This is a genomic window from Mangrovimonas sp. ST2L15, assembly GCF_001280515.1.
In the GTDB taxonomy this organism is placed as follows: domain Bacteria; phylum Bacteroidota; class Bacteroidia; order Flavobacteriales; family Flavobacteriaceae; genus Mangrovimonas; species Mangrovimonas futianensis.
This window is the reverse complement of sequence record NZ_LBIQ01000014.1, coordinates 32,825-47,781: the sequence shown is the minus strand read 5'-3', so window position 1 is coordinate 47,781 and position 14,957 is coordinate 32,825. Positions and strand designations below refer to the sequence as shown.

The window sequence follows — 14,957 nt, the reverse complement described above, 5'->3', positions numbered from 1 at the left end:
CAGCGCAATAACTGCTAATTCTATTAGTGGAACTGCTGCTATTTTTGGAACTATTACTACAATTATTACAACCCGTTTGGGTTGTTATTAATTATATTCTCTCCGTCCTATTAGTGTTTTTATAAAACACGAAAATCAAAAGATTTTTATACTTAAATTAAATTACAATGAACGTTTTAAAGTTTGGAGGAACATCTGTAGGTTCTGTTGAAAATATCAATCAAGTCATAGGTATTTTAAAGGAATATTCCGAAGAAAATAAAGTGATAGCCGTTGTCTCAGCCGTAGGAGGCATCACCGATAAATTATTAAAATCTGGCTATTTAGCCCAAATAAAAGACGAATCTTATATTTCTGAATTTGAAGAGATTAAGAGTATTCACTTAAATATTTTATCTAATTTAATTCCAAACTGCCCCAAACCAACATTGGAGGCGTTGGAAAAGAAATTGAACCGCTTGAAAAGTCTTTTGGATGGCATCTATTTAATAAATGAATTATCTCCTAAAACCTCTGATAAATTAGTGAGTTTTGGAGAGCTCCTCTCCTCTTTTATTATTGCAGAAGCGATGAAAGAAAGAGGATTGAATGCTGTCAGGAAAAACAGTCAAGAACTCATAATTACAGATTCTCAATTCACAAAAGCCGAGGTGAAATATGACCTCACGTTCAATTATATAAAAAGTTATTTTAAGTCCAATAATCAAGACATCACTATATTACCAGGTTTTATCTCCAAATCTGAAGCAGGAGAAATTACAACGTTAGGTCGTGGTGGATCTGATTTCACTGCTGCATTATTGGCTGCTGCCTTAGAAGTAGAACGTTTGGAAATATGGACAGATGTAAGTGGTATGTTTACAGCCAATCCCAAATTGGTAAAACAAGCTTACCCCATTGAAAAATTATCCTATCAGGAAGCTATGGAACTATCTCACTTTGGAGCCAAGGTGTTATATCCACCAACCGTTCAACCTGTATTGAGCAAAAACATTCCTTTGGTGATTAAAAACACCATGGATCCCAAAGCAACCGGTACGTTTATTTCAAATAATTATGGAGTAAACGGACTTACAGTAAGAGGAATTAGTAACATCAATAATATAGCCCTGTTAACCCTTGAAGGAAGTGGCATGGTTGGTATTCCTGGTTTTTCAAAGAGGTTGTTTGAAGCATTGGCAAATCATAAAATCAATATCATTTTTATAACCCAAGCATCGTCAGAGCATTCCATTTGCTTTGGAATTAATGCCTCTGACTCTCAACTAGCTCAGGAAGTGATTGATCAAACCTTTGAATATGAAATATCTCTAAATAAGATCAACCCTATTCTGGTTGAAGAAGATTTGGCCATTGTAGCATTAGTTGGAGACAACATGAAGAATCACCAAGGGATTAGTGGCAAAATGTTCAGTACCTTAGGTCGTAATAATATCAATGTAAGAGCCATTGCCCAAGGAGCATCAGAGAAAAATATTTCTGCTGTAATTGCTGAAAGAGACGTCAAAAAGGCCTTAAATTCTTTGCACGAGGTATTTTTTGAATCCAAAACAAAACAGCTCAATGTCTTTATTACTGGCGTTGGTAATGTGGGAGAAAGATTGGTTGAACAAATTCATCAACAAAAAAAATACCTTAAGGAAACCCTTAAAATTAATTTGCGTGTCATTGGTTTATCAAATTCTCGTAAAATGATTTTTAATGACGAAGGTATCTCCCTCAAAAATTGGAAAGAACAATTAAAAGTCGGTGAGCCTGCTTCACTAGATGGTTTCTTCTTTAAAGCCAAGGTATTCAACCTAAGAAATAGCATTTTTGTTGATGTAACCGCCAATAAAGATGTGGCCAACCTCTATGACGCCTATTTACGAGAAAGTATCGCTGTGGTTGCCTGTAATAAAATTGCGTGCTCAAGTAATTTTGCAAACTATGCACAATTAAAATTTTTATCACGAAAATATAATGCCCCATTCCTATTTGAAACAAATGTAGGTGCTGGTCTGCCGGTTATTGATACTTTAAATAATTTAATAGCTTCAGGTGATAAAATCACCTCTATCCAAGCTGTTCTGTCTGGTAGTTTAAATTTTGTGTTTAATAATTTTAACAACCAAACCAAGTTTCACGATGTGGTGAAACAAGCCCAAGCAGAAGGCTATACAGAACCCGACCCTAGAATTGATTTAAGCGGAGTTGATGTAGCTCGTAAAATACTTATTTTGGCCAGAGAATCAGGCACCATCATGGAACTTGAAGATATTGAGAATGAATCCTTTTTAACTGAATCTAATTTAAGCAGTGATACTGTAGATGATTTTTATCAAACACTTATAGATGATGAAGCTCATTTCCAAAATCTATATGCAGAAGCTCAAGAAAAAGGCTCTAAATTAAAATATGTAGCCGAATTTAATGAAGGAAAAGCCAAGGTGGGACTGAAAGAGATTCCTATGGGACATCCTTTTTATAATTTGGAAGGAAAAGACAATATTGTGATGTTCTATACACAACGTTATGCAGATCAACCTATGATTATTAAAGGGGCTGGCGCTGGTGCCGATGTTACGGCCTCAGGTCTTTTTGCAGATATCATTAGAATAGGAAATGACTAGGATATGGATGAGATAAAAATATTTTCTCCCGCTACCGTAGCCAATGTTGCTTGTGGATTTGATGTCTTGGGGTTTTGTTTGGATACTGTTGGTGATGAAATGGTTGTTAGAAAAACTGCAAATAAAGACATTTCAATTTCTAAGATAGAAGGTTATGACCTACCCATGGAAACCAAAAGAAATGTAGCTGGAGTTGCAGCATTAGCTCTTCTAGAAAAAGTAGAGGTTGACTTTGGTTTTGAAATTGAAATCTATAAAAACATCAAGCCTGGAAGTGGTGTAGGAAGCAGCTCTGCTAGTGCATCGGGTGTGGTGTTTGCCATGAACGAACTCTTAGGAAGGCCATTTAATAAAACACAATTGTCCTTCTTTGCCATGAAGGGAGAAGCGGTGGCAAGTGGCAGTGAACATGCCGACAATATTGCCCCTGGGATTTTTGGCGGCTTTACTTTGGTAAAGAGCACACATCCATTGGAAATTCTTGAATTACCTACACCCCATGACATGTATGCCACGATTGTTCACCCTCAGATAGAAATAAAAACTTCAGAGGCAAGAGCTATTTTGCCCAAGGAAATAGTCCTACAAAATGCCATTACCCAATGGGCAAACGTGGGCAGTTTAGTCCATGGCTTGCATATCTCTGATTACGAACTAATTAGTTCTGCACTTAAGGATGTTGTGGTTGAACCATTTCGTAAACAACTCATTCCCTATTTTGATAATGCAAAGAAAGCGGCATTGGAAGCAGGCGCTTTAGGTGTTGGTATTTCTGGTTCGGGACCTTCTATTTTCAGTTTAAACAAAGGCGAAGAAACGGCTCATAAAGTAGCTGCAGCCTTTAAGAGTGTATATGGCCAAACTGGTATCGAATTTAATCTCTATGTATCACGAATTAATCCAAATGGAATAAAAATATTGTAAATGAACTACTACTCACTCAATCATAAAGCCTCTAAAACAAGCTTCAAGGATGCTGTAATAAAAGGATTGGCGCCAGATAAAGGACTTTATTTCCCAGAAAGTATATCACCACTACCCGATTCATTTTTTGAAAGTCTTGATCAGCTTTCAGAAGCAGAAATTGCTTTTGAGGCAATCAAACAATTTGCTACACCAGACATTCCAGAAGATGTTCTTAAGCAGATTATTGAAGAAACCTTATCATTTGAATTTCCGGTTGAAAAAATAACTGACCAGATTTATTCATTGGAACTTTTTCATGGTCCAACCATGGCCTTTAAAGATGTGGGGGCACGTTTTATGGCTCGTTGTCTCGGGTATTTCAATCAATCAAATGATAAGGAAGTAACGGTACTAGTAGCTACTTCTGGTGATACTGGTGGAGCTGTGGCTCACGGGTTTTTGGGTGTAGAAGGCGTGAAAGTAGTGATTCTTTATCCCAGTGGAAAGGTGAGTGATATTCAAGAAAAACAATTAACAACCCTTAAAAAAAACATCACTGCCCTTGAGGTACATGGTACTTTTGATGATTGTCAAGCTATGGTTAAGCGTGCCTTTTTAGATGAAGAATTAATAAGCAAAAAGCAATTAACCTCTGCCAACTCAATTAATGTAGCCAGATGGTTGCCACAGATGTTTTATTTTATGTTTGCATACAAAGCACTTTACAAAACTTATGAAAACCTGACTTTTGTGGTTCCTAGCGGAAATTTTGGAAATATTTGCGCTGGAATGATGGCTCAAAAATTGGGTCTACCTATCAAACATTTTGTAGCAGCCAATAATGCTAACAAAGTAGTAACCGATTATCTAGAGACTAAAAACTACAATCCAAAACCATCTGTACAAACCATTAGTAACGCTATGGACGTGGGTGATCCCAGTAACTTTGTTCGTATACAAGAGCTCTATAATAAGAATTATGATACCCTTGCAAAGAATTTATCCGGATTTAGCTATACAGATGATGAAACCATTGAAGGTATTAAAGAGCTATATAACGAATATTCTTATATAGCCGACCCACATGGTGCTATTGGATATTTAGCGTGCAAAGATTATTTGAAATCGCACCCAGATGCCCATTGTGTATTTTTAGAAACGGCACATCCCACCAAGTTTTTGGACGTGGTAGAAGATACTATTCAAGAAAACATTGAATTACCAAAACAAATTTTAAAAGTGATGAGCAAAAAGAAACGATCTATTGAGATTTCAACTTATGATGATTTGAAGAGGTTTTTGAGTGATATTTAGATATGTTAATGAAAACATTCCGCTCCTTAACCTTCTTAATCACAAACAGAATATTCTATCCAATCGATTTCCTTGTCATTCGTAATATTATAATCTAACTCCTTTAATTTATCTATATAATGACAAACATCTTCATTATTTCCAGAATAATAATAGCTCAAGACAATATTCCTATAAAATATTGGGTTTTTGGGATTTATACGAATCGCTTGTGAATAGTCTGACTCAGCTTTTGTATACTTGTTGCCATGGTAATAAAAATACCCTCTGTTATTATATAAAAACTCATTATCTGGGTATAATTCTATAGCTTTAGTAATGGTTTCTATGGCTTTATCTACATCTTTTAAATTAAAATAAGTAGTCGATAATTCCCTAAGGATATCCATATTGTTTGGTTCAATTGAGTTAGCTTTTTCTAAATAAGTTTTAGACAAAGAATACTCCTCTAAATTGGAATGTTTTACTCCAAAATTAAAATTTTTATAAGCTTCATCACTATTAAATTGGCTTAGACCTTCAATTTTATTCACATTGGGAAGATCATTTTCTTGTTTTTTATTTGGGAATAATCCCAAACAAATTCCTTCTGCTCTAGGGATAAAAATTACTATTATAAGTAAAGCATAACTAATAGTAGATAATGTAAAAATAGCAGGTTTATTTTTCTCAGATAAAAAATATACTAAGGCAATTAATAAAAATAAAGGAATAATTATGAGTGATGGGTAATCCCCAATACTAAAAAACAAGTAACGTGTATATAGAGCAAAAGTTGTTAGTATTAAAGAAATGAGAAATATTATTGATAATAGGGATGTTTTATTGTGAGTCTTAATTAACCTAACAATAAATAATATTCCTAACCAAACAAATCCAATAACCATAGAAATATTTTTGCCTGGGACATCAAATATTTTAAAGAAGAACCCTAAAATTAAAAATACTATGGGTACAACAAACCACTTTTTCATTATTCAAAAATTACATTATACTCGTTAAGAGTGAGGATTATAATCAAACATAACTACAACCATTTTTAACTCAATCTCCCATTTTTATGAGGGAAAACTTGCGGATTCAGTTAGCGGTTTTGTAGTTGTATGACATGTGGTGAAATTAGTTTGTTTCTATCTAAAAGCCAAAATATCTTCAGGATATCAATTACAAGAATCAAAATTCTTTAAGAGTCGTATTTCTTTCCTATATAGTTATGAAACTAAATATTTTGATGAAATTACTTGTAAATAAAATAAAGTATTTAGATATTTACCTAAATACCTAATTAAATGAATTCTCTTTTCAAGGCATTAAATGATGAAACCCGTCGTGGTATTTTGGAAATGTTGAAAGAGGGTGATATGAATGCGGGTGAAATTGCAGATCGATTCCACATATCAAAACCCAGTATTTCCCATCATCTAGATATTTTAAAACAAGCAGATCTCATTACAAGTGAAAAGAAAGGACAGTTCATAACTTATTCCCTTAACACAACCATTCTAGAAGATGTACTCAATTGGATACTAACCTTAAAAAAATAAAAACATGGCTTTTCAACTTAAAAAAGAACTACCTCTGATAGGTATCATCCTACTCCCCTTTCTTTATTTGGCATACGTTTGGCCTGATTTACCACAGCGTGTACCTATGCATTATAATATTAAAGGAGAAATAGATCGCTATGGTGATAAATCTGAATTACTTATCATTCCTTTTATCATGCCGGTATTGATTTATATTGTCTTTCTTGTGGTTCCTAAAATTGATCCTAAAAACAAGCTTCAACAAATGGGTAATAAATTTCAAACCATAAAAGTTCTTCTCACAACATTTATGTCGGTTTTGGCTTTATATATCATTTATAGTACTAAAAACGCTTCCCTATCCAATCCTAATTACATTTTATTGCTTATTGGTGTCTTATATGTGATTCTTGGAAACTACTTTAAAACCATAAAAGCGAATTATTTCATCGGGATTAAAACACCGTGGACACTAGAAAATGAAACTGTTTGGAAAGACACCCATAAATTGGGAGGAAAACTCTGGTTTGCAGGCGGATTGGTAATTATTTTAGGTTGTCTAATTTTCAATCAAAAGACCAATTTCATCTTTTTTATGATCATTACGGCCATCATAACCATTATTCCTATTGTATATTCGTATCAACGTTTTAAACAAATTTCTAAAGTTTAAAAATCATGACAGAATTAACCTTAACTACCCCTGCACTTTTATTTTCAGCCATTTCTTTAATTATGTTAGCATACACCAATCGGTTTTTGGCCTATGCTGCAGTGGTAAGAAGTTTGCATGCTACCTATTTGAAGGATCCAGACAAGCGTTATATTAAACAGATAGAAAACATTAAAAAACGATTGTACTTGACTAGATCCATGCAAATATTTGGTATTTCCAGTCTACTGCTATGTGTGTTGACCATGTTTTTAATCTACATAGAACTCCACAATTTGGCAGTTTGGATTTTTGGGGTTGCCCTTATTCTTTTAATTGTCTCTCTACTCCTATTAATTATCGAAATTCAAATTTCGGTAAAAGCTCTAGAGCATCACATTAGTGATATCGAGAATCATTAACTTTTGGATTGATCTTCCAAAGTGCCCATAAAAGCAATGATGTCATCCATTTCTTGCTCTGTTAGATTAAGTGGGTCTGTAGGTAAAGTTTGATATTCCAACTCCATTCCCAATCCTGCACCTCCACCATCATTGTAAAAGGTCATAACTTGATCTAATGTTTCATAAACACCATTATGCATATAAGGACCTGTTTTAGAAATATTTCTGATAGTGGGTGTTTTAAAGAAATGCTTCTTTTCCTCCGTTTGGAAAACATCATACCGACCCAAATCTGTATCCACCAAATTAGAAATGGTATCCTTGGGAACCCCCAGTAGTTCAAATTCACTTTCTGTAAAATTAGGCGGTACAGTTCCGTTAAAAACAGGAGCAAAATGGCAGGTAGCACATTTGGCCTTACCCATAAAAAGATTAAAACCCCTGACTTCCGAATCAGTTAAATTTGATTCCATACCATTAATGTTCTTGTCAAATTTGGAGCTGAAATCCCCAAGACTTCTTACGTAAACAGCTATGCTATTTCTCACATTGTTTTGAGTCACCCCTTTTTTATAGATACTTTTGAATTGTTTGGTATAAATGGAATCATTAGAAACCAATGCTTCCAAATCCACTAAATTGGAGTGGAATTCATTATTGTTATTAACCACATCTACTATTTGTCCCTCCAAATTTCCAGTCCTTCCATCATAGAAAAAACTCTGCTGCAATGCTGCATAAGGTAGGGTTGGTGTATTTCTTAATTGTTTGGGAAACACTTTTTTGCCATCGGTAAACGCCTTATCACTATGGTGGCAAGTGGCGCAACTCATCGTATTATCCTTAGATAATCTGGTGTCATTGAACAATTGTTTTCCTAATTGGGTTTTCAAAGCTTTTAAGGAATCAACTTCTGGATAATCTGAATAAAAATCTAAATTGAAGGTATTATTTGAAAACAAGGAAGTCATATCATTTTTAAAAGCCAATTCAAATGGAAATTGTACCTCCCAATCCTTTTGAATCTCATAAAGTAATTCCAGTTGTTTATGTGAATGTTCCTTGATAAACTGAAATCTGTCAAAAGTTTCGAAGTCTGAAGCTTGTAATTGTTCCATACTTGATTCAATCTCCATTTTAAACTGATTAAACAACGCTACAGAATTGAATTCAGATTGATATAGATTCATAATGTCATTTAAACTACCATAACACATGACAGCTTCATCTAAAGATGCTTCCAAAACTGGAGAATCAAAACCTGTGATTCCTGTTAAAGCAATTCTGGCAATTTCATCCCGAATCATCCATATAATATGATAATCCTTCAACTTTAAGGAAACATTTGCTTGTATCAATTTTAAGCGGTCTTGAGTTTTATTTGCCACTTCCTGAAGATTTTTGATGTCTAAAGAATCCTCAAAAATCAATTCCTCCATAACTTGAAAACCAAAAGGCTTTTTAATTTTAATATCAGTCGCGTCTTCTTCTTCAACTTTTAAAATATTAGGCGCGTTTAAGGACTTGTAATTTTCCTTATCAGTAAACGCAAAAATAGGCTCTATACGCTTAAAATGGGTTCGAGCTTGCTTATAGTGTTTTAAAAATTCCTCTTGAGTATTAGCTTTTTTGAAATTTTCTAACGAAGCTATACAGCTATCCAATTGATTTTTGTACTTACTCTCAAGCTGTTCTGCTACTGGTACCTGTCTGATTTCCTCATTCTTTTTACAACCCACTATTATAACGAGGAAAAGACACACCCAAATAAGGTGTGCCTTTTTTATCTTAACCTGGAAAGTGTTCATTATCTATCCAATCCTTCTAGAATGTACAACATACTTCCTTCCTTTCTACTATCAGCAGCAGGATTGGCATTAGGATCTGTAAAAGCTGAACCATCTGCTGGTTCCCAACCATGATTTTGGGTCATCATTAAGAAAGTATCTTCCTTTCCTACAATATCTGAAATATCAATCATTCCAGTAATTTCCCAAATACTATCAACAGTACCGTAACCTTGAGCTTGAGCCGCCACTTGGTCACACTCTAAAACAACTTTCATTGCACCTGTATTTAAATCATATTGGTATAGTCTAGCAAAGTGAGTTTTATCGGCTGTATCAAAATAACCGTTTGGATCTTCTTGAATGTAAGCGAAATTTTCAGTTACAACAATATTATCAGGACTTGAAAAGTCTTTTGCTATTCCGTCTAATTTATCTCCATCCAATACGCAAGTAATGGTACCGGCACCTGTAGGATCGTTAGGGTTCAAATTAACTTTGTAAACTCTACCATAAACAGAACCTTTACCTATTAAGTCTGGCTTTTGACGTCCAGTTACGCAGAAATAAATTTCTCTATTGTTGGCAGCAGAACCTCTTCTCCAATCGATATCTTCCAATCTAGAAAAACCGATAACTCCTTTATTTTTACATTCGGCATCCAAAAGATCTTTTTGGGTTTCTTCCAACTCAACAAAATCTATCGCATAAGTCTGGCCTTCTTCCATATCCATTTCAAAATTAACATTGGCGTCTGTTACTCTCAAACCGTACAATTGGCCGCCGGTAAGATCTCCTGTGTTACCAACATACATTCCCAATTGACCAGAAGGAACTGTATTATCAGAATGATCATCACCAATAAAAACTACTGTTTTACCAGGATATGCATCTTTACCTATGGCAACAGCATTTTCAGTATCCCATTGTCCCATATTATTTAACATGGTGGCCACTGAAGCACTGGATGCATCTTTATATGGATCTGTTGCAAAAACACCTTGAGAAGATCCGCCCCATTCACCTCCAGATAAATATAATGGTCCGAAACCATGTTCTTCTGGAGTAATCATCGAACCTGAGCATTGTGCTGTAGCTGCAGTAGCTTGAGCATTTAAAATATATTCTCCTGCAACTGGTTTAAAGGTTTCGTCTAGAGTAATACGAGCGATAGAATAATCGGCTTCAATATTATTGATTAGGGTAAAGGTGTTATCTGAATTTCTTAATAATCCAGCTCCATCAGCCATGGAACCATAAACAAAATTTGGTGTGTTTACCAATTGATCTTCAGAAGACAATAAGGTATATACATTAATTCCAGAAAACTCTGGTGCCACATCCAATAATGCTGGAGATTGTGAGTGGGCCTGTAATTGTACCAAATTAGTAGGTTCTGGGTTTGCAGTTGGGGTGTTGTCATCGTCATTATTACAAGCTCCCAAAGCTAAAAGACCAAAAAGGCCTAAAGAAATTTTGTAGTAATTGTTCATCTTTGTTGATTAATTTTTAAATGATGAAGCAAAACAACAACAACAATGTAAAGTCCTACTAAAGGAAATATTAAATAAAATTCAAGCTTAGGTTAAGACTGTTAATTTAAAGTTATGTAAGAAATTTTTTAATCTAACTTTGGTAATACAAAATCATCGAGAGCACTCGATTCCTTCATTAAGGCTTCAATTTCTGTAGATGATCTTGGTGCTTCTCCCGAAAGATTAACAGGACCATTCTCTGTAATAAGAATATCGTCTTCAATTCTTACAGCAATTCCCCACCATTTTTCATCACAAGGACTTCCATCTGGTATATAGATTCCGGGTTCTACTGTAATAACCATATTAGCTTCAAAATTACCATAGGTTCCTGGATCATGTACATCAAGACCTAAATAATGGCTACTTCCATGCGGGTAATAGGAATGAACTTCATCTATGGAACTAATAATACCTAGCTTAAATAAGCCTTCATTCACTACTTGACGTGTAGCCATATTAGGCGACTGAAAACTAGCGCCAACCACAGATGCCTCAATTCCCGCTTCCTGAGCCTCATAAACAATATCATAAATGGCTTTTTGTTCTTTACTGAACTTTCCATTTGCCGGAATTGTTCTGGTCACATCAGCACTATAGCCATGGTATTCGGCACCTAAATCCATTAATACCAATTCATTTTCAACATGCATTTTACTGTTTTCTATGTAATGTAATACACATCCATTGTTTCCAGCACCTACAATGCTTGGGTAGCCTTCATACTCACTGCCATATTTTTTATAAACATACTCATGAATGCCTTGAACTTCAAGTTCAGACATTCCTGGATGCATCGCCTTCATAACCTCCCGTTGTCCCATGGACGAGATTCTCACAGCTTTGGTTAACAACGTTAATTCTTCTGTTGTCTTAATTTGTCTCAATTGGGCCATAAGCGTGGATAAACCTCTTACATCAATATTGCTTTGGTTTTCTGCCTCAATTTTGATGACTTGCTGTTTTAACTCTCTTCTCAGTTCATCATTATCTGATGCCGCATATTTAGATATAATTTGATCCTCTTTTAAATCGGGATAATATTCTAACACCTTACCTAAAGTTTGGGCCACATTGGCACTGTTTTCAATTTCGGTAGATTTAATCATTTGATAAGCCCGTTCCTGCATCTGAGAAGAAGGTTTGAAAGTTTCAAAATTGATTTGGGATTTGAATGATTGAACCAAATCATGAAGGTCTGCCTTATTTCTAGAAGAATTTCTGTAATCATCATTGAAATTCTCAAACATGATCTTGTCAAATTTCGAAAAATCAATATTGTTTTCTAGAAATTCCTTGCCATTATAAGCATTTTCTAAGCCTAATTGATTTTTTGCTCCTTCAATCCCTAATCGATGACCTGTCCACATCTCGGCCATAGGGTTTTTCTCCTGAACATACATTAATTCGTTATAGGTATTCCCTTCCTTGTCAGTTTGATCTGTTGAAAAGACAACTAAAACAGCATGTGGTTCTTTGTATCCTGTTAAATAATAAAAATTGGGATCTTGATGGTAAACATAGTCTACATCATTAGCTCGATTTCTTACCGGATTTGCAAAAAAGACAGCTACACTATTATCAGGCATTGAGGCTCTTAAAGCTTCTCGTCTATTTCTGTGAAACTCTTTACTTAAATAATCTGTTGGCAAATCTGTTTGAGCAACTATTTCTGAAAAAATAAAAATGGAAAAAATACTTAAAATAAAGGTTTTCATATAACTAAATATTAGAGGATTAACTAAAATACATAAATCTTTGAAAGACCTACTATATCGTCATTAAAATTAACATTTAAATGATAGAGGAACCCTTTATGCCTCCTTATTTCCGTTATATTTTCTTTACATTTGTGCTTTTAAAAACAAACTAATGAAAAACACAGCACTATATGATACCCACGTTGCTTTAGGTGCCAAAATGGTTCCTTTTGCAGGATATAATATGCCCGTTCAATATGAAGGTGTCAACATAGAACATGAAACCGTAAGAAAAGGAGTTGGCGTATTTGACGTGTCCCACATGGGTGAATTTTTAATTGAAGGCCCCAATGCATTGGAACTAATTCAAAAAGTTAGTACCAATGATGCTTCAAAACTTACTATTGGAAAAGCGCAATATAGTTGTATGCCTAATGATAATGGTGGAATCATAGATGACTTAATTATTTATCGAATTAAGGAAGAGACCTATTTATTGGTTGTAAATGCAAGCAATATTGAAAAAGATTGGAACTGGATTTCATCAAAAAATGATGTAGGTGCTGAAATGAGAAATCTTAGTGATGACTATTCACTATTGGCTATTCAAGGCCCTAAAGCTGTTGAAGCTATGCAATCTTTAAGTAGTCATGATTTATCGGCTATTACTTTCTATAATTTTATTGTTGGTGATTTTGCTGGTATTGAACATGTAATCATCTCTGCAACTGGTTATACAGGAAGTGGAGGTTTTGAAATTTATTGTAAAAACAGTGAGGTAAAACAAGTATGGGATAAAGTTATGGAGGCTGGTTCAAGCTTTGGAATAAAACCTATTGGATTGGCTGCTAGAGATACTTTAAGATTGGAAATGGGATATTGTCTATATGGAAATGATATTGATGATACCACCTCTCCTATTGAAGCTGGTTTGGGCTGGATTACAAAATTCACCAAGGATTTTACTAATAGTGAAGCCTTAAAAGCTGAGAAAGAAGCTGGTCCAAAAAGAAAATTAATTGCTTTTGAATTGGATGAAAGAGGAATACCAAGACATGATTATTCCATTGTTGATGAACAAGGAAATGACATTGGTCACGTGACCTCAGGTACCATGGCACCAAGTCTAGGAAAAGGAATTGGTTTGGGATATGTAGTTACAGAACAAGCTTCCCTAGGCAATAAGATTTTTATTCAAATTAGAAAAAATGCAATTCCGGCAAGTATTGTAAAATTGCCGTTTTACAAGGGATAATATGCCAACGAATAAATAAAATCACTGCTCTTTCGTTTTAAGGTAATCATCATGAAAGTCAGTGATTTTTTTTGTTTAAGATTCTGTATCAAAAAAAGTATAAATGCCAAAATCGGACAAACATAGAATACTTATTTTTGGAGCAAGTGGCTTTTTAGGCAACTCGCTTTATAAAGAGCTATGTCCCTATTTTAACACTTTTGGCACTTATAAAACTTCAAAGCGCGAGTTTGAAAAAAACAAACACTTTTTTCAATTTGATATAGAAGAAGATGATGTTTTTGAAATTTTGAATGCGGTCAAACCTACACTAATTATTTCAGCATTACGAGGTGATTTTTCTGCTCAAACCATAGCTCATTCACACATGGTTGAATATATAAAGGAGAAGAAAATCAAGTTTATTTTCTTGTCTTCTGCCAATGTGTTTGATGCGTATAGTAAATACCCTAGCTATGAAAACGATAAAACCTTAAGCCATAGTGTTTATGGTCATTTTAAGATTAAAATTGAAAACATGCTCATGCGATTACCAAAAAAACAAATAGTAATCGCCAGATTACCAATGGTTTTTGGTTCCCACTCTCCTAGAATCTCAGAATTAAGGCAGGCATTTAAAGAAGTGGAATCTATTGAAGTGTTTCCAAATTTAATCATGAATGTCACCACCGATTCCAAATTAACACAACAAATTCATTATATCATCAATAGAAATAAATCGGGCGTTTTTCACTTAGGAAGTAATGATCTTGTTCACCATGATGATTTTATCAAAGAAATTTTAAATTCTTTGGGTAGTATGAACCCCGTTTTAAAACGTGTTTATACAACGAATGACGACAGATACTTAGCTGTACTTCCCCAAGAAAACCTATTACCCAAACACTTACAATTATATAGCCATGAAATTTTAAAAGAGTTAGAGGTTTGATTGAAATTCCTTACCTTTAAAAGAAACTAAAACCTTTAATCATGACTAAACTATCAGACCAAGAAATTGAAGCTAAATTATTAAGATTTCCAGATTGGGAGTATTACGAGAATGCCATTCATGTTGAATTTGAATTCGACAATTTTAAAGATTGTTTCAGTGCCATGAGTCGGATAGCCTTTGAATGTGAAGCTTTAAATCACCATCCCAACTGGGCGAATGTTTACAATATTTTGACCATTTCTCTTTCTACACATGATGTTGATGGTGTTACTGAAAAGGACTTTAAATTGGCTGAAGCTATAGAGACTATTGTTGAAGTTCAAGAATAAGCA

Annotated in this window: 13 protein-coding genes; 9 read left to right on the top strand and 4 right to left on the bottom strand. The window is 34.4% G+C overall.

Annotated features, from left to right (window positions below; genetic code table 11):
* Positions 1-167 precede the first annotated feature (167 nt).
* Genes thrA through thrC form a run of 3 tightly spaced genes read left to right on the top strand, consistent with a single transcriptional unit; the run spans position 168 to position 4,832 of the window.
* Positions 168-2,612: a bifunctional aspartate kinase/homoserine dehydrogenase I gene (gene thrA / locus ZA07_RS00270; protein ID WP_053969731.1), complete on the top strand. Its 2,445-nt coding sequence runs from the start codon at positions 168-170 to the stop codon at positions 2,610-2,612.
* A gap of 3 nt (positions 2,613-2,615) precedes the next feature.
* Complete coding sequence (locus ZA07_RS00265; RefSeq protein WP_053969730.1) at positions 2,616-3,536, top strand: homoserine kinase; 921 nt, start codon at positions 2,616-2,618, stop codon at positions 3,534-3,536.
* Positions 3,537-4,832 (top strand): threonine synthase, encoded by a 1,296-nt coding sequence (thrC, locus tag ZA07_RS00260; RefSeq protein WP_053969729.1) that lies wholly within the window; start codon positions 3,537-3,539, stop codon positions 4,830-4,832.
* 35 nt (positions 4,833-4,867) lie between these two features.
* On the opposite strand, the gene ZA07_RS00255 is transcribed toward thrC, so the two are convergent.
* Positions 4,868-5,806: a tetratricopeptide repeat protein gene (locus ZA07_RS00255; protein ID WP_053969728.1), complete on the bottom strand. Its 939-nt coding sequence runs from the start codon at positions 5,804-5,806 to the stop codon at positions 4,868-4,870.
* Positions 5,807-6,121: 315 nt separating this feature from the next.
* Between ZA07_RS00255 and ZA07_RS00250 the strand changes: the two genes are divergently transcribed.
* The 3 genes from ZA07_RS00250 to ZA07_RS00240 are packed head-to-tail and all read left to right on the top strand — an operon-like array spanning position 6,122 to position 7,432.
* Entirely contained in the window at positions 6,122-6,376 is a 255-nt protein-coding gene (locus tag ZA07_RS00250; RefSeq protein WP_053969727.1) for an autorepressor SdpR family transcription factor, read from the top strand.
* A 4-nt stretch (positions 6,377-6,380) separates the two neighbouring features.
* Positions 6,381-7,031: an SdpI family protein gene (locus ZA07_RS00245; protein WP_053969726.1), complete on the top strand. Its 651-nt coding sequence runs from the start codon at positions 6,381-6,383 to the stop codon at positions 7,029-7,031.
* A gap of 5 nt (positions 7,032-7,036) precedes the next feature.
* Complete coding sequence (locus tag ZA07_RS00240) at positions 7,037-7,432, top strand: DUF2721 domain-containing protein (protein ID WP_053969725.1); 396 nt, start codon at positions 7,037-7,039, stop codon at positions 7,430-7,432.
* Here ZA07_RS00240 and ZA07_RS00235 read toward each other — a convergent pair.
* The 3 genes from ZA07_RS00235 to ZA07_RS00225 all read right to left on the bottom strand — a co-directional run bounded on the left by ZA07_RS00235 (position 7,429) and on the right by ZA07_RS00225 (position 12,454).
* On the bottom strand, positions 7,429-9,177 hold the full coding sequence (locus ZA07_RS00235) for a cytochrome-c peroxidase (RefSeq protein ID WP_231628601.1): 1,749 nt from the start codon (positions 9,175-9,177) through the stop codon (positions 7,429-7,431). The genes ZA07_RS00240 and ZA07_RS00235 overlap by 4 nt on opposite strands.
* A gap of 44 nt (positions 9,178-9,221) precedes the next feature.
* Positions 9,222-10,694 carry an alkaline phosphatase PhoX gene (locus tag ZA07_RS00230; RefSeq protein WP_053969723.1) on the bottom strand — a complete coding sequence of 491 codons (1,473 nt, stop codon included), beginning with the start codon at positions 10,692-10,694 and terminating at the stop codon, positions 9,222-9,224.
* 128 nt (positions 10,695-10,822) lie between these two features.
* Positions 10,823-12,454, bottom strand: coding sequence for an aminopeptidase P N-terminal domain-containing protein (locus ZA07_RS00225; RefSeq protein WP_053969722.1), 1,632 nt, complete (start codon positions 12,452-12,454; stop codon positions 10,823-10,825).
* A gap of 154 nt (positions 12,455-12,608) precedes the next feature.
* Between ZA07_RS00225 and gcvT the strand changes: the two genes are divergently transcribed.
* The 3 genes from gcvT to ZA07_RS00210 all read left to right on the top strand — a co-directional run bounded on the left by gcvT (position 12,609) and on the right by ZA07_RS00210 (position 14,954).
* Positions 12,609-13,691: a glycine cleavage system aminomethyltransferase GcvT gene (gene gcvT / locus ZA07_RS00220; RefSeq protein ID WP_053969721.1), complete on the top strand. Its 1,083-nt coding sequence runs from the start codon at positions 12,609-12,611 to the stop codon at positions 13,689-13,691.
* Between the two features lie 103 nt (positions 13,692-13,794).
* A complete protein-coding gene (locus ZA07_RS00215; RefSeq protein ID WP_053969720.1) occupies positions 13,795-14,622 on the top strand; it encodes a sugar nucleotide-binding protein in 828 nt (275 codons plus the stop codon).
* Between the two features lie 41 nt (positions 14,623-14,663).
* On the top strand, positions 14,664-14,954 hold the full coding sequence (locus tag ZA07_RS00210) for a 4a-hydroxytetrahydrobiopterin dehydratase (protein ID WP_053969719.1): 291 nt from the start codon (positions 14,664-14,666) through the stop codon (positions 14,952-14,954).
* The last annotated feature ends 3 nt before the right edge of the window (positions 14,955-14,957 follow it).

Bases quoted from the DNA above. Each gene is read 5' to 3' on its own strand.
- ZA07_RS00255 (WP_053969728.1), bottom strand. From the start codon at position 5,806: ATGAAAAAGTGGTTTGTTGTACCCATAGTATTTTTAATTTTAGGGTTC.
- ZA07_RS00225 (WP_053969722.1), bottom strand. From the start codon at position 12,454: ATGAAAACCTTTATTTTAAGTATTTTTTCCATTTTTATTTTTTCAGAA.
- ZA07_RS00265 (WP_053969730.1), top strand. From the start codon at position 2,616: ATGGATGAGATAAAAATATTTTCTCCCGCTACCGTAGCCAATGTTGCT.
- ZA07_RS00210 (WP_053969719.1), top strand. From the start codon at position 14,664: ATGACTAAACTATCAGACCAAGAAATTGAAGCTAAATTATTAAGATTT.
- ZA07_RS00215 (WP_053969720.1), top strand. From the start codon at position 13,795: ATGCCAAAATCGGACAAACATAGAATACTTATTTTTGGAGCAAGTGGC.
- ZA07_RS00245 (WP_053969726.1), top strand. From the start codon at position 6,381: ATGGCTTTTCAACTTAAAAAAGAACTACCTCTGATAGGTATCATCCTA.
- ZA07_RS00250 (WP_053969727.1), top strand. From the start codon at position 6,122: ATGAATTCTCTTTTCAAGGCATTAAATGATGAAACCCGTCGTGGTATT.
- gcvT (WP_053969721.1), top strand. From the start codon at position 12,609: ATGAAAAACACAGCACTATATGATACCCACGTTGCTTTAGGTGCCAAA.
- thrA (WP_053969731.1), top strand. From the start codon at position 168: ATGAACGTTTTAAAGTTTGGAGGAACATCTGTAGGTTCTGTTGAAAAT.
- thrC (WP_053969729.1), top strand. From the start codon at position 3,537: ATGAACTACTACTCACTCAATCATAAAGCCTCTAAAACAAGCTTCAAG.
- ZA07_RS00240 (WP_053969725.1), top strand. From the start codon at position 7,037: ATGACAGAATTAACCTTAACTACCCCTGCACTTTTATTTTCAGCCATT.
- ZA07_RS00230 (WP_053969723.1), bottom strand. From the start codon at position 10,694: ATGAACAATTACTACAAAATTTCTTTAGGCCTTTTTGGTCTTTTAGCT.